17 protein-coding genes are annotated in these 20,499 nt (G+C 44.4%); 8 read left to right on the plus strand and 9 right to left on the minus strand.

Annotation, left to right across the window (positions count from 1 at the left end; all coding sequences use genetic code 11):
• Positions 1 to 15 precede the first annotated feature (15 nt).
• Both FK220_RS02870 and obgE read right to left on the minus strand, forming a co-directional pair.
• A complete protein-coding gene (locus tag FK220_RS02870; RefSeq protein ID WP_152572766.1) occupies positions 16 to 369 on the minus strand; it encodes a hypothetical protein in 354 nt (117 codons plus the stop codon).
• Between the two features lie 384 nt (positions 370 to 753).
• Positions 754 to 1,764, minus strand: coding sequence for a GTPase ObgE (gene obgE / locus FK220_RS02875; protein WP_152572767.1), 1,011 nt, complete (start codon positions 1,762 to 1,764; stop codon positions 754 to 756).
• A 226-nt stretch (positions 1,765 to 1,990) separates the two neighbouring features.
• Between obgE and FK220_RS02880 the strand changes: the two genes are divergently transcribed.
• Positions 1,991 to 2,554, plus strand: a complete 564-nt coding sequence (locus tag FK220_RS02880; RefSeq protein WP_152572768.1) for a DUF3575 domain-containing protein — start codon at positions 1,991 to 1,993, stop codon at positions 2,552 to 2,554.
• Between the two features lie 44 nt (positions 2,555 to 2,598).
• Here FK220_RS02880 and FK220_RS02885 read toward each other — a convergent pair whose 3' ends face one another.
• Entirely contained in the window at positions 2,599 to 3,471 is an 873-nt protein-coding gene (locus FK220_RS02885) for a DUF2911 domain-containing protein (protein WP_152572769.1), read from the minus strand.
• Positions 3,472 to 3,524: 53 nt separating this feature from the next.
• Positions 3,525 to 4,631: an adenylate kinase gene (locus FK220_RS02890; protein ID WP_152572770.1), complete on the minus strand. Its 1,107-nt coding sequence runs from the start codon at positions 4,629 to 4,631 to the stop codon at positions 3,525 to 3,527.
• Between the two features lie 130 nt (positions 4,632 to 4,761).
• Between FK220_RS02890 and FK220_RS02895 the strand changes: the two genes are divergently transcribed.
• The 4 genes from FK220_RS02895 (at position 4,762) to FK220_RS02910 (ending at position 10,902) form a co-directional block, all read left to right on the plus strand.
• A complete protein-coding gene (locus FK220_RS02895; protein WP_152572771.1) occupies positions 4,762 to 5,916 on the plus strand; it encodes a 5-(carboxyamino)imidazole ribonucleotide synthase in 1,155 nt (384 codons plus the stop codon).
• A gap of 69 nt (positions 5,917 to 5,985) precedes the next feature.
• Positions 5,986 to 6,471, plus strand: coding sequence for a 5-(carboxyamino)imidazole ribonucleotide mutase (gene purE / locus FK220_RS02900; RefSeq protein WP_152572772.1), 486 nt, complete (start codon positions 5,986 to 5,988; stop codon positions 6,469 to 6,471).
• A gap of 147 nt (positions 6,472 to 6,618) precedes the next feature.
• Positions 6,619 to 8,646 (plus strand): M3 family metallopeptidase, encoded by a 2,028-nt coding sequence (locus tag FK220_RS02905; protein WP_152572773.1) that lies wholly within the window; start codon positions 6,619 to 6,621, stop codon positions 8,644 to 8,646.
• 225 nt (positions 8,647 to 8,871) lie between these two features.
• Complete coding sequence (locus FK220_RS02910; RefSeq protein WP_152572774.1) at positions 8,872 to 10,902, plus strand: T9SS type B sorting domain-containing protein; 2,031 nt, start codon at positions 8,872 to 8,874, stop codon at positions 10,900 to 10,902.
• Positions 10,903 to 10,948: 46 nt separating this feature from the next.
• Here the strand turns inward: FK220_RS02910 and FK220_RS02915 are convergent, their stop codons facing one another.
• Positions 10,949 to 11,854: a glycyl-radical enzyme activating protein gene (locus tag FK220_RS02915; protein ID WP_166204747.1), complete on the minus strand. Its 906-nt coding sequence runs from the start codon at positions 11,852 to 11,854 to the stop codon at positions 10,949 to 10,951.
• An 11-nt stretch (positions 11,855 to 11,865) separates the two neighbouring features.
• Positions 11,866 to 14,145: a pyruvate formate lyase family protein gene (locus tag FK220_RS02920; RefSeq protein WP_166204749.1), complete on the minus strand. Its 2,280-nt coding sequence runs from the start codon at positions 14,143 to 14,145 to the stop codon at positions 11,866 to 11,868.
• 109 nt (positions 14,146 to 14,254) lie between these two features.
• On the opposite strand from FK220_RS02920, the gene FK220_RS02925 reads away from it, so the two are divergent.
• The gene (locus FK220_RS02925; protein ID WP_152572777.1) at positions 14,255 to 14,530 is read left to right on the plus strand and encodes a hypothetical protein; all 276 of its coding nucleotides are present in this window, start codon (positions 14,255 to 14,257) and stop codon (positions 14,528 to 14,530) included.
• Between the two features lie 170 nt (positions 14,531 to 14,700).
• Here the strand turns inward: FK220_RS02925 and FK220_RS02930 are convergent, their stop codons facing one another.
• A complete protein-coding gene (locus FK220_RS02930) occupies positions 14,701 to 15,363 on the minus strand; it encodes a DUF1643 domain-containing protein (protein ID WP_152572778.1) in 663 nt (220 codons plus the stop codon).
• On the minus strand, positions 15,335 to 15,691 hold the full coding sequence (locus FK220_RS02935) for a rhodanese-like domain-containing protein (protein WP_152572779.1): 357 nt from the start codon (positions 15,689 to 15,691) through the stop codon (positions 15,335 to 15,337). The genes FK220_RS02930 and FK220_RS02935 overlap by 29 nt, the downstream gene beginning before the upstream one ends.
• A 72-nt stretch (positions 15,692 to 15,763) precedes the next feature.
• Here FK220_RS02935 and FK220_RS02940 point away from each other — a divergent pair, with 72 nt between their 5' ends.
• The gene (locus FK220_RS02940) at positions 15,764 to 16,324 is read left to right on the plus strand and encodes a sigma-70 family RNA polymerase sigma factor (RefSeq protein WP_152573637.1); all 561 of its coding nucleotides are present in this window, start codon (positions 15,764 to 15,766) and stop codon (positions 16,322 to 16,324) included.
• Between the two features lie 220 nt (positions 16,325 to 16,544).
• Here FK220_RS02940 and FK220_RS02945 read toward each other — a convergent pair whose 3' ends face one another.
• Positions 16,545 to 17,369, minus strand: a complete 825-nt coding sequence (locus tag FK220_RS02945) for a hypothetical protein (RefSeq protein ID WP_152572781.1) — start codon at positions 17,367 to 17,369, stop codon at positions 16,545 to 16,547.
• A gap of 134 nt (positions 17,370 to 17,503) precedes the next feature.
• Here FK220_RS02945 and gcvP point away from each other — a divergent pair, with 134 nt between their 5' ends.
• Entirely contained in the window at positions 17,504 to 20,353 is a 2,850-nt protein-coding gene (gcvP, locus tag FK220_RS02950) for an aminomethyl-transferring glycine dehydrogenase (protein ID WP_152572782.1), read from the plus strand.
• The last annotated feature ends 146 nt before the right edge of the window (positions 20,354 to 20,499 follow it).

The raw sequence follows: 20,499 nt of genomic DNA on the forward strand, positions 1-20,499 counted from the left end.
GCGAACTTTACTCGATCAAAAATCTCCAAAATATAGTTGAAAAAGGTAAAGTCCTATAACGTAGCCGGTGGCGGTCCCAAGCACTACGATTAAAAACAGTAGGGCCTTCGAATTCTGTGATTTAAAGTTAACCAACGATACGGCAGCACCGTTTTTATGAATTTGAAAATCCTTTCCCGAAGGACCTGCGATATCCAGTTTCGAATAGATATCATACCTGTTGTTCCCCAAAACAAAATGATGTGGTTTTTTTAGCGAAGACCTTTGCTCGGAAATCTTATTTCCGTTAACAAAGACACTTTCGGTTCCAAACAGTGAATAATGAATTTCGATTTTGTGATTATCCAAATAGTATTCTGCGCACTTCATTAAAGTAGCGAAATTATGGGGTGAAACGTTCGTGGGGGAACACCAACCATCACTTCATATAGTGGGAAAATACGCAGACCGTTCTCAGGAGTCTACTTTGGCGTGAAAGAAAGAAGATTTTCTTTCCGCCTCACGAAAGTAGTTAAAGTCCAAGGAAGTGCAAACGAAAGTTTTTAACAATCGAAGTATTCTTACAAGGGTAGCTGTTTTGTCTTTAAAACAGTACTGCCGTTGAGACGTAGTCTATACCATCTTGCCATTCAAAAAAAACGTTTGAAAAGTTCCTTGCCAATAGGATCGGTGACCCGAAGCGTACATAGGACTATCTACAAACCAACAACTAGGACAAAAGATGGCCCATAAAAACCTCCTGTTCCATCTTGCTCAATTGTGTTGTGGGTTCAGCAGCTTCCATAACCTATCTTTTAACTCCGTAATACCTTGCTGACTAACCGATGAGATGAACATATACGGTACCTCCTTAAATTCTTTGTCGAGTTCCTCACGCATTTCCGCCATCAATTCCTCATCGAGCATATCGCTTTTGGAAATGGCGATGAGACGGTCTTTGTCCAGTAATTCGGGATTATAGCGCCTGAGCTCATCCAACAGGATTTCGTATTCCTTACTGATGTCATTACTATCTGCCGGAATTAGAAACAGTAGGGTCGCATTGCGTTCGATATGTCTTAAAAAATAGTGACCTAGCCCTTTACCCTCGGCGGCTCCTTCAATAATTCCCGGAATATCGGCCATAACGAAACTTTTGAAGTCACGATATTCAACAATGCCCAGGTTGGGCTTAAGGGTGGTAAACTCATAATCCCCAATTTTTGGTTTGGCCGAGGTAATAACGGATAACAATGTCGACTTACCCGCATTTGGAAAACCGACCAACCCTACGTCGGCCAAGACTTTGAGCTCTAAAATTACTGAAACTTCCTCACCAGGCATTCCTGGCTGTGCATAGCGTGGGGTCTGATTTGTGGCGGTCTTAAAATGCCAATTGCCACGACCCCCCATTCCTCCTTCCGCGAGTATTTTTTCCTCCCCGGATTCGGTGATTTCAAAAAGCACCTCCTGGGTCTCCGCATTTTTTACGACCGTACCCAAGGGAACATCGATATATACATCCTTACCGTCGGCTCCGGTACTACGGTTCTTGCTTCCATGCTCCCCATGGCCCGCCTTAAAGTGCTTCTTAAACTTAAAACCGACCAAGGTCCATAAGTTATCGTTACCCCGTACAATTACATGTCCGCCCCGACCTCCATCTCCGCCATCAGGACCTCCTTTTGTGATGTATTTTTCCCGGTGCAGATGCACGGAACCCTTGCCTCCCTTACCGGACTCGGCATAAATCTTTACGTAGTCGACAAAGTTTCCCTCGGTCATTTCCCTTACTAGTTAATTCGGTGTAAAAATAGGTAATTACCGGCAGGTAGCGTGCAGTTTCAAGAGGCATTGCACTTTCGTATGCATAAGCGGTCGTCCCGTACTTTTTGTTGAAAAAATGATTAAATTTCCACTTCCATGGTAGGGTGAGCAATCTATAAGTTGTTACAACACCATAAGCCATAGTGGCCCGCTATTTGATACAATCAACCGAAACCGATACAGTATGATACACAGATACCTTCTTAGCCTTTTTGCATTAATTTCTATAGGGGTAAGTGCCCAGAACAACGACAATCCGAGAAAGCATGAAATCAAGGCGAACGCTTTTAATCTGATTGTTTTCAAATCCCCGGAATTCTCCTATGAATACTTGATCGATTCCGAGTCGTCATTTGGTGCTTCGATACTTTTCAACTTGTATGACCGGGAAGAAGACGATTTCCTGGATGGGCCTTATTACAACGAAAAATTTGCCTTGACTCCTTATTACCGCCGGTACTTTTCCAGTTGGTATGCAAGCGGTTTCTTCTTGGAAGCCTTCGGGATGTATAATATTCAGGAGGATTATGATGGATTTTATGACATCGATCTTGATCGTGAGGTTTTCTCGAACGAGCGTAGTAACAACATTGCGTTTGGTATCGCCCTTGGAGGGAAATTCACGAGCAGTAAAGGATTTGCATTTGAATTTTATGGAGGTGTAGGACGAAACATTGTTACCTCTGACAACGATATAGGTTCCGAATTGGTACCTCGACTGGGGGTCTCCCTTGGATACCGCTTTTAGGAATGTCGTGGTTTGCTGGAGGATTCACCATCAAATTAATTCATTCATTTCATTTTTTCCTCGATCCGTTGGTAGATCGCCCTGAGCCTATCGATATCCGCCTTTCGATATTTCTCCTCTTCGTAAGTTCGTTTCTCGGTATTTTCAATGGCCAGCCCAACACAATTCAGAGCTTCTGGGTAAAGTTTTAATTGCTCGTAAATTGCGATTTTCGTATTGTAAACCCAGCTGTTATTGGCATCCAAAGCCAATGCCTTGTCGGCGAGCTCAAGTCCCAACTTATAATTCTTCCCTTGATATAAGAGATACGAGGCAGCTCCTGCGTAGGAATCGGATACTTTACTCTTGCCGGTTAATAAATTCTCTTTTATATAATCGGCAATACGTTCATCGGTCGATGTGCTGATTTCGAAGGAAACCTGGGTATTCGCCCAAGAAATATAGAATTGGGCGTTGTTTGGAATGAAATCAATGTCAATGGTCATGGCCTCATAAAAACGATCTGTCTTTTTTGAAACGACCGAAAAGCGGGCCACATCTTTCGCGGAATCATAACGACCACTCCCGTATAATGTGGTATCGGCATTAAAGATGATAACCCACTCCCTAGGGTTTGGAATTGTAAACAAGGAGTATGTCCCAGCAGTTAAAGGCTGCCCGGAAACGAGCACAGATTTATCAAAATGAACCTTTGTACAATGTCCTGCCCCTGTTCTCCATACCTTATCCCATGGCACCAAATGACCGAATATTTGACGATTTCGTACAGCAGGACGCTCGTACGCTACTTTAATAGTGGTATTTCCTATTATTTGGGAGATATTGCCCATGGGGCTTAGTGACGGGTAGGGGTAGTCGTTTTGAGCCGACAAAAATATACTGGTAAAGAAACAAAGGCCTAAAATCTTATTTTTCATCTTCATGAAGTTACACCGCTGAAAGTTTTGGATGACCAAAAATCCATATCGGACTAAAGCTCCTCAATAACCTTTGCCAGTCGTTGGGTAATTTCGTCGATGGCACCAATTCCGTTCACCGAATGAAACTTGCCCTGTTTCTCATAATAGTCTTTTAAAGGCGCCGTTTTTTGATTGTATTCCTCGAAACGATTGCGGATTTTATCCTCGTCCTGATCATCACTTCGACCGCTTACCTTGCCACGCTCCAACAAACGCTGTATCAACACTTCATCCTTGGCTTCCAAGGCAATGGTAGCATTTATTTTCATATCCTTGGTCTTCAAAAAAGCATCCAAGGCTTCCGCTTGGGCCGTTGTTCTTGGGAAGCCGTCGAAAATAAAACCGCTTGCATCGGGATTTTTCTCTACGTCATCCTGCAACATCCGAATGGTGACCTCATCGGGTACCAAATCCCCTCGATCGATATACGACTTGGCCAACTTTCCCAACTCTGTATCGTTTTTCATATTATAGCGAAACAAGTCTCCGGTGGAAATGTGTTTCAAATTGTATTTTTCCTTTAAGAACTCTGCTTGAGTGCCTTTACCGGCACCTGGTTTTCCGAATAAAACAAGGTTGATCATGTGTCTTTGGTTTTCTAGTTGGTAAACTTCTCTCAGGTTTCTTCCTAATTCCTTGTAATCCAATCCGTAGCCCACAATGAACTTATCTGGAATTTCGATCCCGACATAGTCAATGGTATATTCACCGTTGTAGACTTCGGATTTATAGAAAAGGCTGGCAATCTTGAATTCCTTCACATTGGTATCCGAAAAAAGATGCACCAATTCCTGAAGCGTACGCCCCGAATCGATGATATCCTCTAAAATAATGACGCTTCTTCCATCGATATTGTCCGGAGGGTCCAGGAGGGTTTCCACAATGCCTGTAGAAGTCAGCCCTTGGTAAGAACTTAATTTCACAAAGGAAAGTTCACAAGGGTGCGGATACGCCTTTAGAAAGTCTGCAACGAACATGAACGCCCCGTTGAGCACTCCCACAAAAATTGGCACTTGATTTTTATAATCCTCCGCAACGGCATGCGCCACTTTTTTTACCGCAGCCAAAATCTCCGCTTCTGACAGGTAGGGAACAAAGGTTTTATCGTGTAGTTTCATTGGTGGCCTTCGTTTTAGAAGAGCGTAAATATAGCATTTTGATTTCTCTTTTTCGTCTGTGCAGGAACGGTTTTAAGAATTCGATGTATTTTTGTTCCCGAGCCACAAAAGGCACTCGAAAACCAGACTCATGAACTACTTTTCTTCGAACTTTAAACTTGGTATCCTTGGCGGTGGCCAATTAGGTAAAATGCTGCTCTATGAGACCAGAAAGTGGGACATCCATACGAAGGTAATGGATGCTTCTCCCGAAGCACCCTGCAAAATTGGCTGTAATGAATTTGTTCAGGGCGACTTAATGGATTTCGATGCGGTGTACCAATTAGGTAAGCAAGTAGACTTATTGACAATCGAAATCGAGAACGTAAACCTGGATGCTTTGGAAAAACTTGAGGAAGAAGGCTTAAAGGTATACCCACCCACTAAGGCGCTTCGAATTATCCAGAACAAGGCCAAACAGAAGTTGTTCTATGTTGACCAAGGAATCCCGACCGCGAAATTCCAACGGTTCGCCTACAAAAGTGAAATAGAGGACAGTGTGTCCAATGGCGGACTTTCACTTCCCTTTGTCTGGAAAGCGGCCCAATTCGGTTATGACGGGCAAGGGGTGAAAATAGTGCGCAAGTTGCAAGATTTGGAGGGGCTCCCTCCTGGCGAATGCATCGCAGAGGAGATGGTATATTTCAAGAATGAATTGGCTGTGGTCGTTGCCCGAAGTGCAAGTGGTGAAATAAAAACCTATCCAGTGGTCGAAATGGAGTTCCACCCGGAAGCGAACCAAGTAGAATATGTTATTTGTCCGGCACGAATCGATACCAAAGTAGCCCAAAAAGCAAGGGAAATAGCCTTAAAGGTATCTGAAAAAATACAACAGGTGGGACTTTTGGCGGTTGAGATGTTCCAGACCCAAGAAGACGGGATACTGGTCAATGAAGTCGCCCCAAGACCCCATAATAGTGGGCATTACAGTATCGAAGCCAGTTATACCAACCAGTTTGAGCAGCATCTGCGTGCCATTTTGGGTTTTCCCCTGGGCAAAACCGATAGCAAACTACCGGGAATTATGGTAAATCTGGTCGGGGCGGAAGGTCATACAGGCGATGTGATTTACGAAAACATGGAAACTATTTTGGGCAAACAAGGGGTTACCCCCCATATCTATGGAAAAAAACAAACACGGCCCTTTCGTAAAATGGGCCATGTAACGATTGTCAACGAAAATGTGGAACGGGCACGGGAAATAGCCCAACAGGTAAAAGAAAAGATAAGGGTCGTCAGTAAATAATTTATAAGAAATAGTTTCCGGATTCCAGTGACCGACTGTTGGAATCGAGGATTCCTAACTTCGAAGTGTATGAAAAAAGTAGCCGTAGTCATGGGAAGTACCAGTGACCTACCCGTAATGCAGGAAGCCATTGATATATTGAAGGGTTTTGATATCGAGGTCGATGTAGACATCGTATCGGCACACAGAACCCCGGAAAAATTATTCACTTTCAGCAAAAATGCGCATACAAATGGCTATGCCGTTATCATTGCCGGAGCGGGGGGTGCAGCCCATTTGCCCGGGATGGTGGCCTCCATGTCGCCCTTGCCGGTCATCGGGGTACCTGTTAAGAGTAGTAACAGCATTGATGGGTGGGATTCCATACTTTCCATTTTACAAATGCCAGGGGGCGTACCCGTTGCTACGGTCGCCTTGAACGGGGCCAAAAATGCGGGTATCCTCGCCGCCCAGATTATCGGGAGCAGCGATAAATGTGTAATGGACAAGATTGTGCTGTACAAAGAAGGCCTAAAGCAAAAGGTCATCGAGGGAGCCAAGTCGGTGAATAGTTAGCACTAGGCAGTAACTAATAGACGGTCGACAAGAAAAATTTTCCATTGTTTTACAAACCTTAACTATTAAAGCTTTGAACAAACCCAGGGTTTGTTCTTAAATTTACATTTGAACTTGACATTTGAACTTGACATTTGAACTTTCAACATGAATCCCCTTTTAGAAAAATTTGATGCCGCTCCATTTTCAAAAATAAAAAACGAACATTTCAAACCTGCTTTCCTCCAAGCCATGGACGATGCCCGGGCAGAAATCGATACGATCACCACCAATCCGGAAGCCCCTTCCTTTGAAAACACCGTGGAGGCGCTGGAGTTTGCGGGTTACCAACTGGATCGTATTTCCAGCGTGTTCTTTAACCTGAATTCCGCCGAGACCAATGAGGAAATACAACGCATCGCCCAAGAGGTATCGCCCTTACTTTCGGAGTTTAGCAATGACATTACTTTGAATACGACACTTTTTGAACGTGTGAAAGCAGTCTATGACCAAAACGATTCGCTTAATTTGACCACCGAGCAGCAAACCTTGTTGGATAAAAAATATAAAAGTTTTAGCCGCAATGGGGCCAACTTGCCAGAAGAAAAAAAGAAGCGCCTACGTGAAATCGATGCTGAATTGGCCAAGCTAAAACTAAAGTTCGGTGAAAATGTTTTGGCCGAGACCAACAAATACCAAATGCATCTTACGGATGAAGCGGACCTTGACGGGCTTCCCGAGGGAGAAAAGGAAGCGGCGTCCCAACGGGCAAAAGCAAAAGGAAAGGACCACGGCTGGATGATTACCCTAGACTATCCAAGCTATGTGCCTTTTATGAAATACGCAAAAAATAGGACACTTCGAAAAAAGTTGTCGTTGGCTTTTGGCAGCAAGGGTTTTCACGGCGACGAGCTCGACAATCAGGAAAACGTATTGCGTATTGCCCACCTGCGCCATGAACGCGCACAATTGCTGGGTTATGAAACCCACGCCCACTTCGTACTCGAAGAGCGCATGGCGGAAACGCCCGAAAAGGTGCACGATTTTTTGAACGAGCTTTTGGAAAAGGCAAAACCGGCAGCACAAAGGGAGTTCCAACAGCTTGAGGGTTTTGCCAGGGAGTTGGACGGAATCGACCGACTCGAAAAATGGGATGGTAGCTACTATTCCGAAAAACTAAAGAAAAAAATCTTCAATCTTGATGATGAGCAATTGAAACCTTATTTTAAACTGGAAAACGTAATTACCGGGGTTTTCAAGGTTGCCGAAAAATTATTCGGACTACAATTCGAGGAGGTGTTCGATATCGAAAAGTATCACGAAGAAGTAAAGACCTACAGGGTATATGACCTAAAAAAGAATTTCATTTCGATTTTCTACGCCGATTTTCACCCTCGACCTGGAAAGCGTGGTGGGGCTTGGATGACCTCCTACAAACCACAGTTCATGGTCGACGGAAATAATGTGCGTCCGCATATTTCAAACGTATGCAATTTCACTCCCTCGACCCCTAGCAAACCTTCCCTTTTGACTTTTAACGAAGTGACGACTTTGTTCCATGAGTTTGGGCATGGGCTACATGGCATGCTGGCGAATACTATCTATCCCAGCCTATCGGGTACTTCGGTATACTGGGATTTCGTGGAATTGCCCAGTCAGATTATGGAAAACTGGTGTTACGAGCGAGAGGCTCTGGAACTATTCGCCGAGCATTATGAAACCGGAGAAATCATTCCAATGGAATTAATCCAAAAAATCAAGGATTCCGCTACCTTTCAAGAAGGGATGGCCACTTTGCGGCAACTGAGCTTTGGTTTGCTGGATATGGCATGGCATGGAACCGACCCCACCGGTATTACAGATGTTAAGAAATACGAGCAACAGGCTTTTGAGGGAACCCAGCTTTATCCGGAAACTGCCGAAACCTGTATGAGCACTGCTTTCTCCCATATTTTCCAAGGAGGTTATTCCTCTGGGTATTACAGCTATAAATGGGCCGAAGTATTGGATGCCGATGCCTTTGCCTTCTTTAAGGAAAAAGGTATTTTTAACCAAGAAATAGCGACAAAGTTCAAGGAGCACGTACTATCAAAGGGTGGTACCGAAAAACCTATGGTACTGTACAAAAGATTTCGTGGAGCAGAACCCAAAGTGGAGGCACTACTCGAACGGGCCGGTCTGTTAAAAACCGGATAGTTCCAACATATTTGAACAACCATAAAGATAAAACCAAATTAAATCTGGCCAAAGGTTTATCCAATTCAGAAGCAAATGCCAGTACCCCATTTACCTTTACTAGTGATGGTTGGGTATTTTATCGATAAGCTTCTTTAGGACGGAGTAGGTTTTAAAAAAAACTGTATTTTTAATACCCCGTACAACGCCAAGCCATCTTAACCACACTTTCTAAATGTGATATAGATGTGTAAGATAAAATTGTTTTGGCTGTTAGTGCTTTCCGTTGGCGGCTTGCTATTTGCCCAAACCGATAGGGATGCATTAATGGCTTTATACAATGCGACCGATGGTCCCAACTGGTTGCGCAACGACAACTGGGGATCGATGATGCCGTTGGATACTTGGTATGGTATAACAACGGATGCTGCCGGGAACGTGGTCGATATCAATTTATATGACTACGTTACTCCAGGAGGTATATTCACTGGAGGTGGAAATAATCTCAACGGAACCTTGCCGGATGAATTGGGAGACCTCCCCTTCCTGGAGGGACTAGCGATTTCAGGCAATCCCAACTTGACAGGCCCTCTACCGGATGCGATTGGCAACCTCGGTAATCTAACCCAGATATTTATATCGAACAACGCGCTCTCGGGACCGATTCCCGAAACATTTGGAAACCTTACAAACCTAATGGACGCTAGGATGGGACGAAATTTATTTTCTGGCGAAATACCCGGAACCTTCTCGAATCTCATAAACCTGGAAAGATTGATTCTGAACAGCAACCAATTGGGGGGCACTATACCTATGTTTTTTGGAAGTCTAGGTAATTTGGATGTATTAGACCTTGGAGAGAACCAATTTACCGGTAACATACCTCCGGAATTGGGCAATTTGACGGCACTGGGATGGTTAGACCTTGGCGGTAATCAACTCACAGGAGGCATACCCAATAGTTTGGGAAATATCACGGGAATGGACGTTTTTGATGTTTCCGATAACCAATTGACCGGAACGCTTCCTGCTTCTTTAAACCAATGGACCATGCTGACCATTGTTGACATAGCCAACAATTCATTCGAAGGAGATATCCCGAGTTTCTTTTTTACAGGTTTTGCCGGTACGCCCTCCTTATACATTGATAATAATTTTTTCGAATTTGGGGATTTTGAGGACGAATTCGCCTACTACAGTAGCCCTAGTTTAACAGTTTTCAGCGATAATCCACAAGGGCCTGTAGACGACATCCAAAATGTGAGTATCTGTCCCGGCCAAGAGATTACCTTGACCACCACTGTCAGCGGTAATGCGAATAGTTACGAATGGTTCTTTGATGGAACACCAATACCTGATTCCGATACGCCCAATCTTGTTTTGTCAAATCCCCAGAACTCCGATTCGGGTGAATATACATGTCGCGTGAGTAGTGCTATCGTCACCGATCTTGTCCTGGAAAGAAATCCAATTACGTTGAACGTTGATGCCGGAGGCGGTCCGACGGCAAACCCTGTCGATGATCTTTACGCTTGTGACACCAATAGTGACGGCTTTGCAGAGTTTCAGATTGACCTTGCAAGCATTGATGCACAGGTGCTAGGGAATCAAACCGGATATCCAGTTTCCTATTTTGATGAAATGGGGAATCCCCTTGCCCTACCCAACCCCTATACCAGTGTTACGGAAGGGGAACAAATTATTACCGTACGGGTCGGAGATGATATTGGTTGTTCCGATGAAACTACATTTCGATTAATTACCGTGCCCGTAGTACCAGCAGATCAACTGCCTGATGCTTCGGAATGTAATTATACCCTACCCGAACTCAGTGCCAATAATTTTTATTATACCGAACCAGGCGGACAGGGGGAGTTGTTGGCATCCGGAACAATTATCACGAATACCCAAATTTTGTATGTCTATACCGAAACGGTGGTAGGCAACCTCGTTTGCTTCGATGAAAACAACTTTACAGTCACCGTAGACCCTAACAACTGTCAGGAGATAGAACCTACAACGCTTCCTAGGTTTTTCACCCCGAACAACGATGGCAACAATGATATATGGAATATCTCGGCCTTGACGGGAAGCGATATAAAAGTGACTATTTTCAACCGCTTTGGGCAGTTGCTGAAACAACTAGATCCCAATATTACCGAGGGTTGGGATGGGAGATATAATGGAACCGAACTTCCTTCGAGTGACTATTGGTACCGTTATACCGATCCGGAAAGCGGAAAAACGATAAAGGGTCATTTTACCTTAAAACGTTAAAGGTTGCCTTATCCTATAAAAAAATACCTGAAAATCATTCGAAGCTTTAATTAATTACCGGGATTCCAAGGCCATTTAGTCTTTTAACCATTTCGTTAAGCTTTATCGGGTCCAATGGCTTTTTATCCCGAAAGTTGTTGTTGCTTACCAATTGGGGATATTTGCCGAGCCAATAGCGTTTATAAGGCATGAGTTCAACCTCCAAAATTGAGGGGTTCTGGCTATAAAAATGCGCAATGGATTTTAAAAAATCGGGGTTGTCGTTAATTCCGGGAACGATCGGAAAACGTACCCTCACCAGCATGCCGTTTGACAGTAGTTGTTGAAGATTATTTAAAATACGGCTATTGTCTTTTCCAGTATATTTTTTGTGTTCCGATGCGTCGAACAATTTGATGTCGAATAGATATAAATCCGTTACGGAAATCGATTCTTTCAGGTAACGGTCATTACAATAGCCAGCGGTATCGATACAGGTATGAATGCCTTTATCCCTGGCTGCTTTCAATAAGCTGAGAAGAAACTGTGGTTGTGCAAAAGGTTCCCCCCCAGATAGGGTGAGTCCGCCTTCTTTTCCATAGAACTTTTGATCTCTGAGGACAATAGACATAATTTCTTCGACCTCCATCCACTTTCCAATTATTGAAAATTGTTCCTGTAAACAAGGACCATAGACTTCTTTGGCGACTGTTTCCCCATTCACGTTTTTCAACTCGTACCTGTCGTTGATAAATTGATTGTCTTGCCCGACTTCCCGACGCCATCTTCTGGTAAGCTGATTGGTGTCCTCGTCTTCTTCGGGCATTACCTGCACTCGTGGTGATTTTGACTCGGGATTATGACACCAAACACAGTTCAACGGACACCCTTTTAAAAATACGGTCGTACGAATTCCCGGGCCATTGGTTATAGAACCCCTCTGAATATCGAACACCAGTCCTTTTTTTTTCAAATGTTCCGTTTTTAATATAAGGTTCGGGCAATAATTTCCAGTTGGGTCTCTTTTCTCAAATCGACGAACCTAGCACTGAATCCACCCACTCTCACGATGAGATTTCCATACTTTTCGGGATACTTCATTGCCTCTTCCAAATCGTTTCTGTTGATCACCGTTAGCATGGCTTGCGCACCACCATTGTCGAAATAACCTTGCAACAGTGCTTGAAGTTTCTGCGGATATTTGGTAAACCACTCCTGAGAAAATTTGATGTTCTGCACAGCACCTCCATGAATATCGGTCCGCGGCTTTAGTAGGGAATTCAATAAAGCTGTGATTCCGTTTGTATCGGAACCGTGATAAGGGGCATTGCCGTTATTGAGGCTTTGACCCGATTTGCGGCCATCGGCCGAGGCATGGGTATTCTTTCCAAGATCAGTATTTGCATCGTTGTTGATATTGACGACTAAGTAGTAATCGAGCCCCACTTTCGCTGCCCGCATCTTCGTAGTCAAACAAATATGTTCGTGTAGCTCACAAAGCATGGTATCGGCGATCTCATGGTCGTTTCCGTATTTGGGGGTCTGCAATAGCCATTGGCGTTCCTTATCATAACCTTTAAAGTCGGCCTTTAGGATGGTCCGTAATGTTTTTAGGGATAACTTTTTAGTTTCATACACGAGTTGTTTAATGGCTGTAAGACTATCTGCGGCATTGACGTTTCCGTACGATTCCAAGGTGCCTCCGAGGTGCCGTACCCCTCCTTCAAAAATCGGCTTTCCTTGGGCCAAACAATCGTCGAACAAGAGAGAATAGTATAAGAACGGGGCCATGTTTGCGGCACTTTCGTACTCGATTTTTTGCTGAAGTGCCAAAGCTTCCACATGTTTTTCAACTTGCTTCTTGTAGGTCTCCAGCAGTGATTCAAAAGTGGAAAAAATGTTCGACTTGATGGGAATTCCTGTTTTTTGCCCAGTACGCCTATCGAAACCTCCATCCAAAGTAACCTCCAAAGCCTTCGCAAGATTGATGACACCACTTGGGGTGCCAAAACTTTTATGGTTCAGCACATATTCCCCACAACCAAAGGGCACATAGTCCTGTGCTTCCGCGCGGCTTACGCCAAATGCTTTCTGAAGCGAGTCAATGTTCACCTCATCATTGTATAACATGGGATACACATAGCCTGTTGCCAGTACTTCCATTGCTTTTTGCCATAATCTTGGCTCCATACCCTTGTAGAAACGAAGTGTAAGCTGGGGCAACACGGTTCGTTCTCGCCGAGAGGCCTCCATGGCGATCAAAGCAAAGGCATCGGCGGCTTTTTCGTTCCCCCTTCCACGTCCTCCGATTATCACACGACCGTCATAGACCGTTTTGCGGGCATCCATGAGCCGCCACAAGGATTGCAGATACCGTATCGCTGTCTCTTCATCGATCAAACCCTTCCCCAAATCGGTCTCATAAAAGTCTCCTAGATAGTCGTCCATTCTACCGTAGTTCTGAGCCCCAGAAATGATGGTATACAAAAAACTGAGCTGACACGCCTGATGAAAGTTGTTGGGTGGTTTCGATGCAATGTGTTCGAGTGTATCGGTCAACAGATCAATTGCCTCCATGGTTTTACCTGAGGAAAGGCTCAGCGTCTTCAAGTAATCTGCATACTGCAAGCACACTTCGCTTAGTACTTCCAAAGCCATATACATGGCATCGAAGAGCGACCCCGGGTCGCCACTTGAAAGTTTACCGGCATTTCTTACCTCCTCCTTTAGCCCGCATATACCAAGTGTGACGAGTTTCTTGAAGTCTAATTGGGCGCCCGACATGCGATACAAGGGAAAAGCGATGCCCGATTGTTCGATCCAGTCATCACTTGGCAAAAGTTGTGACACCCAAGCAGGATATTTGGCCCTAGTAAGCGCAGTGGAGTCATACTTCTTCCAATACCGTAGTAAATCTTGGATTCGGCCTTTGTTCTTCTTCGAGGCGCCTTCTGCAAATTCTCCGAGTTGCTCGGTATCGATATAATAACCAAAACCACCTTTCTTGGTATATACTTGCGGAGTAAAACCCAAGGCCGGTAATTTTGCCCTACCTACGAACAAATCGCCCGCTTGCCATGGTCTGAAAAGCAGTGGTGCCCAATACCTATGAATCAAGGCTTCACATAGATTCCTATCTTTATTAAACCATGTTTTGTGTAGTTCCGTAATGTTCCACAGTATAGCTAGCACTTCTTTTTTCCCGTCAGGAAAAAAATGTGTTATTCCATTGGCAATATGCGGAGAGCAGAGGGTATTTTTCATAAGGGTATTACTCCTATTCCAATATGCTAAAATGGTGTCACCGACCATTCTTCAAGATACGGGGTCTTCGGGATAAAAAAGCTGATAGAAGTCAGGTATCCATACGGCCTTGTGGAAACTCGATAATCATTTCATACAACCTGCCCCAGTACCCGTGGGGCCTCCCAAACAGGCTCTTTTAAAGCCAGAACATCACAAAAAACTAGTCGCTATACAGCAAGTTGAAAGGGAGTTGAAAGAAGTCGGGTTTTCCGAAGTGGCCATTGAAGATGTTTCTTTTCGGGTAGCACCTTCGGTCTTGCACGTACCTTTTGCCATCAAGGGCTTTGTTCTTAAACAACTTTTAGTCGGCGAAAACTTAAACGGGAAAGCCTGCACTACTTAAAAGGCTCATTTTATGCCCTGTTAGCCGAACTGAACATGCAAAGTTTTGGATACTATCTGTTGACGTGTACCAAATAATACTACAGGAACAAACTAAAAGTCGAGATATCCCTTGATTTTAAGGAAACACGTTCCTATCACTCCAAAAAAAAGCAAACGACTATCGAAAGATTACTTCACCCACGAGCTAGATATCTGTTCGCTGATTGCGACCAACCAATTCTCACGGTCTGTTCTTTTTCTAGGAAGTGGATGGTAGTATGCTGGGTATGGCACCTCCTTTTTCTTTCCAAGAATATTCCTAGCCGCGATTCTTTCCATTGCCATCGCAGCTAAATGGCTTAGCTTTTCATCTACCCCCCAGGCACAGACCACCGGAATACCTTTTACGAAAAGGGTGTCGAAATCCTTCGTTCGTTCTTTGCTGAAAATAGAGTGTTTGTTAAGGTTTCGTTGGTCTAGTTCGGTAATCATGCCGTAAAAGATGGTACTTTTGGGTTCTCTGAGATCAGACAAATTCAAAATCCGGGCATAGTTGAACCTACATTGGTTCATAAGTCTTATGATTTGGTATTGGGTGCTATCAGGTTTTGCGGGTACCTCTTCCAGGCAATTGTCTTTTCCATCCATCGGCCTAGAACTTCCCGGATTCATCATCACCACCATCAAATCTGGGGTCTTGACTTCCGACTTTCTCCTCTTGATATTCAAAAAGTCCCTGAGCTTAAAACCATGCTTGTCGACATAGAAACGCCCCGTGATTTCAAAATCGTCCGGTATAGGAGCACTTGGTTGCGGCACCAAACTAATACGTCTTTTCCAAGTAGGCGTCATACCCTCCCTCCAGATTCACTACGTGTTGGTAGCCCATCGATTGAAGTTTTTCCTGTGCCTTGGCGCTACGGCCGCCCTTTTTACAATACACATAGATAGTCTCGTTCTTATCGATTGCCTCGAACTGTTCCGCAAAATCCTCGTCGTACCAGTTGATGTTCAGGGCGTTGTCCAGATGTCCCGCCGAAAACTCCTCCGGAGTTCTGACATCGACCAAGACAACATTTTCGAGTTCATTTTGTGAAACTTCCGTGATGGATTTTGACGTTATTTGTGCACAAGCCAAATTCGTCAACACTAAAACATAAACTAAGTAACGCGCTTTCATAAGAACAGGTTTGTATCAAAATTAAGAATATTCGTTAAAATTCCATTACTTTTGAAAATTGTAAAAAACGCTATGATTCGGCACGAGCTACATCCCGATAATTGGGTCGACAACTATGCAGATTACCTATTTAACTATGCCGTTGGGAGAGTTAGTGATGCCGAGATTGCCAAGGACCTGGTACAGGAGACTTTCTTCGCAGGATTGAATTCTGCCAAGAACTTTAAAGGGGATGCTGCAGAACGCACCTGGCTGATTGCTATTCTAAAACGTAAAGTAATCGATTATTACCGAAAAATCAACTCCAAAAAAGGCAAGGCGGAGGTTCGAATGAACTATCGAAGCAGTAGTGATTCGGATGGTGACTGGATGGAAGAACAGGTTGCGGACCCTTTTAGCACACTGGAAAACGACGCTCTCGAAAACGAGGAACTGGGTTCTGCCATTTACGATTGCATCGGTAAGTTGCCGAAAAAACAGGCCTTGGTCTTTAACATGAAGACTATTCAGGGAATTAGTACCGAAGATATTTGTAAGGAGCTGGGCATTAACCCGTCCAACCTTTGGGTCATGATCCATAGGGCCAGAACAGCTTTAATGGGGTGTCTTAACCAAAACTGGTTCAACATATGATTTCTTGCGAACAAGCTACCATCATCTGCAACAAAACCCAATATAGGGAAGCCACTTTCATGGAAAAGCTGAAATTGAAATTTCATCTTTTTATGTGCAAGACCTGTTCCGCGTTCTCCAAAAAAAATACCGAGCTTACGTCGCTTTGCGAAAAAGCCGAACTTCATAGTCTTTCGCAAGTCGAAAAGAAAAGGATGAAAGCCCAACTAAAGGGTAGGATTTAAACACGCCCGTTTAGTACCAACAGCGATACATACCATCCTATAGGGATTGCCTCTACCCAAAATGAGGCGAAATAACGGTTTTGATCTTTATGGGTCATTAAAAGGGCTGTTGCAAGCATGAAGGCCATTATCGATTTTCCTAGTAACTCGAATTGGATGACCACATCCCTGAAAAAAATCAAAAGTAAAAACAACAAGATGGCCAACATACCGATACGTTTGGTATTCATGACCCCAAACCGTTGAGGCAAGGTACCCAATTCCTTGGCATCGTACCTCAGGTCCCGTATTTCAAAAGGCACCAATAGCACGAAAACCATAAGGAATCGCTGGGTGGTCTCGATAAAAATATCCCAAGAGGGGCTTTCCTTCACGGCTACAACGGGCAGCAATACCGAAATTCCCGCCCACACCACCGCAACCAATAACACTTTGAGCACCCCTAAGCTTCTAAGATTCTTTGAGCCTGGTAAAACTGGTAGTGCGTAGAACCCCGTAAGTACCATCAAAACAGCAATGCCAAGCCATGTTTCTATATTTAAAAAATAGAAATGATAAAAAGCGATCGCAAGGCACATGAAACTAAAGACCTGAATGCTTTTATGATAAGGGTTCGCAAGTCGTATGTACTTTTCCGCCTCGACCCCATATTTTATGAAATTATAGCAACTTATCGAACCAAAGAACAAAAAAAAGGCAAGATGTCTGTCGACCAAAATGTTTAGCAAAAGCCCTGTACAGTACAGTAGGCAAATAACCGCCAAAGCCGCATGAATACTGGCATCCAGATAAAAATTGAAAATACGCCGCGGCCACCTCATTAAACAAAAGTAGCCAAACTGTTTATAACCCTTGATTTTGGTTAAAAACTTTGAGGCAGTTCATCGATAATACCATTATTTTAAGGCAATTAATGCCTAATTTTGCACAACTAATTTCAAAAAATGCTCGCTTTATGAAGACTGACGTGTTTGCATCGCGCCACATCGGCATCCGGGAAGAAGATCATCGACATATGCTCGAAACCATAGAGGTCGAAAACTTGGAACAACTCATATACGAAACAATCCCGGAAGAGATACGTCTAAAGAAACCGTTACGGCTCGACGCCCCTATGAGTGAGCATGGGTTTTTAGAGCACATTCAAGAGCTCTCGGAAAAAAATAAAGTCTTTAAAAGCTATATCGGGTTGGGTTACCATGAATGCATAACTCCTTCGGTTATTAAGAGAAATATTCTGGAAAACCCAGGTTGGTACACAGCTTATACACCCTATCAAGCAGAGATTGCACAAGGCCGTTTGGAGGCCCTGCTGAATTTTCAGACCGTGGTAACCGACTTGACCGGAATGGAGCTGGCCAATGCCTCCCTTTTGGATGAAAGTACCGCAGCCGCTGAAGCCATGACCATGCTCTTCGATGTACGTAGCAGGGATCAGAAAAAAAATGAGGTCTTGAAATTCTTTGTTTCCGAAGAAGTGTTACCCCAAACCGTATCGCTCTTGAAGACTCGGTCCACTCCTCTTGGTATAGAATTGGTCATTGGCGATCATACCGAGTTTGATTTTGATACCGACTTTTACGGTGCCTTATTACAATACCCTGGAAAACAAGGGCAGCTATTCGATTATGCGGACTTTGTCAGCAAAGCGAAAGAGCGTGATATCAAGGTTGCCGTAGCGGCCGATATCCTAAGCTTGGCACTACTCACCGCTCCCGGAGAATTCGGGGTAGACGTGGTGGTAGGTACTACCCAACGCTTTGGTATTCCGCTTGGCTATGGTGGACCCCATGCTGCTTTTTTCGCCACGAAGGAAGCCTACAAAAGAAATATCCCAGGCCGCATTATCGGGGTAACAAGGGATACCGATGGCAATCCGGCATTGCGTATGGCATTACAAACCCGCGAACAGCACATTAAACGGGATAAAGCGACCTCCAACATCTGTACGGCACAGGTACTCCTGGCTGTCATGGCCGGAATGTATGCCGTGTACCATGGCCCAAAGGGACTCAAATACATCGCTGAAAAAGTACACGCCACGGCCCATACTTTGGCAGACCACTTGGAAAAATTGGGACTGTACCAGGGAAATACCTCTTATTTCGACACGCTTTCGATAAAGGTTGATACGCAGCTCATAAAACCGGTGGCCGAAGCACGTGGGGTAAATTTCCTATATGTGGATGAGGCGACCATCGCTATCTCTGTCAACGAAGCAACTTCGCTGAAAGATGTGCAACAAATCGTAGATATTTTTGCAATCGCCTTAGGAAAAGAAACTATCGAAGTAAAAGGTTTGACAACCGTTTCCGCCTTTTCAACGAGTCTTCGCAGGACCTCCCCGTACATGCAGAATAAGGTCTTCAATTCCTATCATTCCGAGACCGAATTGATGCGTTACATCAAAAAATTGGAGCGGAAAGACCTGGCGCTGAACCACTCAATGATTTCGTTGGGTAGCTGCACCATGAAATTGAACGCCGCTACCGAAATGCTTCCCTTGAGCTGGTCGCGATGGGGCAACATTCATCCATTTGTTCCCGTAGATCAAGCCGAAGGATATCAAATCATGTTAAGGGAGCTAGAGAAAGACTTAAATGAGATTACTGGTTTTGCCGGCACTTCCCTACAACCCAATTCCGGTGCCCAAGGTGAATACGCAGGCCTAATGACCATTCGTGCCTATCATGAATCCAGAAATGAAGGACATCGAAATATCTGTATCATCCCGGCTTCGGCACACGGCACCAATCCCGCCTCAGCCGTGATGGCAGGCATGCAAGTTGTGGTAACCAAGACCGATGAAAAAGGAAATATCGATTTGGTCGATTTAGAGGAAAAGGTAGTGGCCCATTCCGAGAATCTGGCGGCCTTAATGGTTACCTACCCCTCTACCCATGGGGTCTTTGAATCTTCCATAAAAAAAATAACCCAACTGATTCATGACCATGGCGGACAAGTATATATGGACGGTGCCAATATGAACGCCCAGGTCGGGTTGACCAATCCCGCTACCATCGGGGCAGATGTTTGCCATTTGAACTTACATAAGACCTTTGCCATCCCCCATGGCGGTGGCGGACCCGGCGTCGGACCTATCTGCGTGGCGCCTCAGTTGGTACCGTTCCTTCCGGGTAACCCAATTGTTAAAACAGGAGGCGAAAAAGCCATTACCGCCATCTCGGCAGCACCTTGGGGCAGCTCTTTGGCATGCCTTATTTCATATGGATACATCAAAATGTTGGGAGAGGAAGGATTGCGCCATTCTACCGAAATCGCCATTCTAAACGCTAATTATATAAAACACCGATTGCATGGAAGTTATGAGGTACTCTACACAGGGGAAAAAGGAAGGGCCGCCCACGAAATGATTTTGGATTGTAGGCCCTTTAAACAACATGGAATCGAGGTGACCGATATCGCCAAGCGATTGATGGACTATGGTTTTCATGCTCCCACGGTTTCTTTTCCGGTGGCGGGTACCGTCATGATTGAACCTACCGAGAGCGAAAATCTAGCGGAATTGGACCGTTTTTGCGACGCAATGATCGCCATCAGAGGCGAAATCGATGCTGCTGAAGCCGACGATGCCAACAACGTTTTGAAAAATTCACCGCATACCCTTTCTATGGTTACCAGTGATTCGTGGGATTTTCCATATAGTAGGGAGAAGGCAGCTTTTCCCTTACCCTACGTCGCGGAAAACAAATTTTGGCCCTCGGTCAGAAGGGTCGACGATGCCTATGGAGACCGTAATTTGATTTGTACTTGTGCCCCTATAGAAGCATATGCCGAGGCATAGCTGATCCGTTAAAATCGATATTTAAAGGCCTTCTTGATATCTTAGGAAGGCTTTTTAGGTTTTGGGACATTGCCAAAACGGGATTTGAACGTCGTATTAGCTTGTTATGCATGCATAATATTAAAAGTAGAATCGCCTATCTTGTA

Source organism: Pelagihabitans pacificus (assembly GCF_009371985.2).
Taxonomy (GTDB): domain Bacteria; phylum Bacteroidota; class Bacteroidia; order Flavobacteriales; family Flavobacteriaceae; genus Pelagihabitans; species Pelagihabitans pacificus.

Bases quoted from the DNA above. Each gene is read 5' to 3' on its own strand.
- FK220_RS02890 (WP_152572770.1), bottom strand. From the start codon at position 4,631: ATGAAACTACACGATAAAACCTTTGTTCCCTACCTGTCAGAAGCGGAG.
- FK220_RS02935 (WP_152572779.1), bottom strand. From the start codon at position 15,691: ATGAAAGCGCGTTACTTAGTTTATGTTTTAGTGTTGACGAATTTGGCT.
- FK220_RS02885 (WP_152572769.1), bottom strand. From the start codon at position 3,471: ATGAAAAATAAGATTTTAGGCCTTTGTTTCTTTACCAGTATATTTTTG.
- gcvP (WP_152572782.1), top strand. From the start codon at position 17,504: ATGAAGACTGACGTGTTTGCATCGCGCCACATCGGCATCCGGGAAGAA.
- purE (WP_152572772.1), top strand. From the start codon at position 5,986: ATGAAAAAAGTAGCCGTAGTCATGGGAAGTACCAGTGACCTACCCGTA.
- FK220_RS02905 (WP_152572773.1), top strand. From the start codon at position 6,619: ATGAATCCCCTTTTAGAAAAATTTGATGCCGCTCCATTTTCAAAAATA.
- FK220_RS02895 (WP_152572771.1), top strand. From the start codon at position 4,762: ATGAACTACTTTTCTTCGAACTTTAAACTTGGTATCCTTGGCGGTGGC.
- FK220_RS02920 (WP_166204749.1), bottom strand. From the start codon at position 14,145: ATGAAAAATACCCTCTGCTCTCCGCATATTGCCAATGGAATAACACAT.
- FK220_RS02870 (WP_152572766.1), bottom strand. From the start codon at position 369: ATGAAGTGCGCAGAATACTATTTGGATAATCACAAAATCGAAATTCAT.
- FK220_RS02930 (WP_152572778.1), bottom strand. From the start codon at position 15,363: ATGACGCCTACTTGGAAAAGACGTATTAGTTTGGTGCCGCAACCAAGT.
- FK220_RS02880 (WP_152572768.1), top strand. From the start codon at position 1,991: ATGATACACAGATACCTTCTTAGCCTTTTTGCATTAATTTCTATAGGG.
- FK220_RS02945 (WP_152572781.1), bottom strand. From the start codon at position 17,369: ATGAGGTGGCCGCGGCGTATTTTCAATTTTTATCTGGATGCCAGTATT.
- FK220_RS02940 (WP_152573637.1), top strand. From the start codon at position 15,764: ATGATTCGGCACGAGCTACATCCCGATAATTGGGTCGACAACTATGCA.
- FK220_RS02910 (WP_152572774.1), top strand. From the start codon at position 8,872: ATGTGTAAGATAAAATTGTTTTGGCTGTTAGTGCTTTCCGTTGGCGGC.
- obgE (WP_152572767.1), bottom strand. From the start codon at position 1,764: ATGACCGAGGGAAACTTTGTCGACTACGTAAAGATTTATGCCGAGTCC.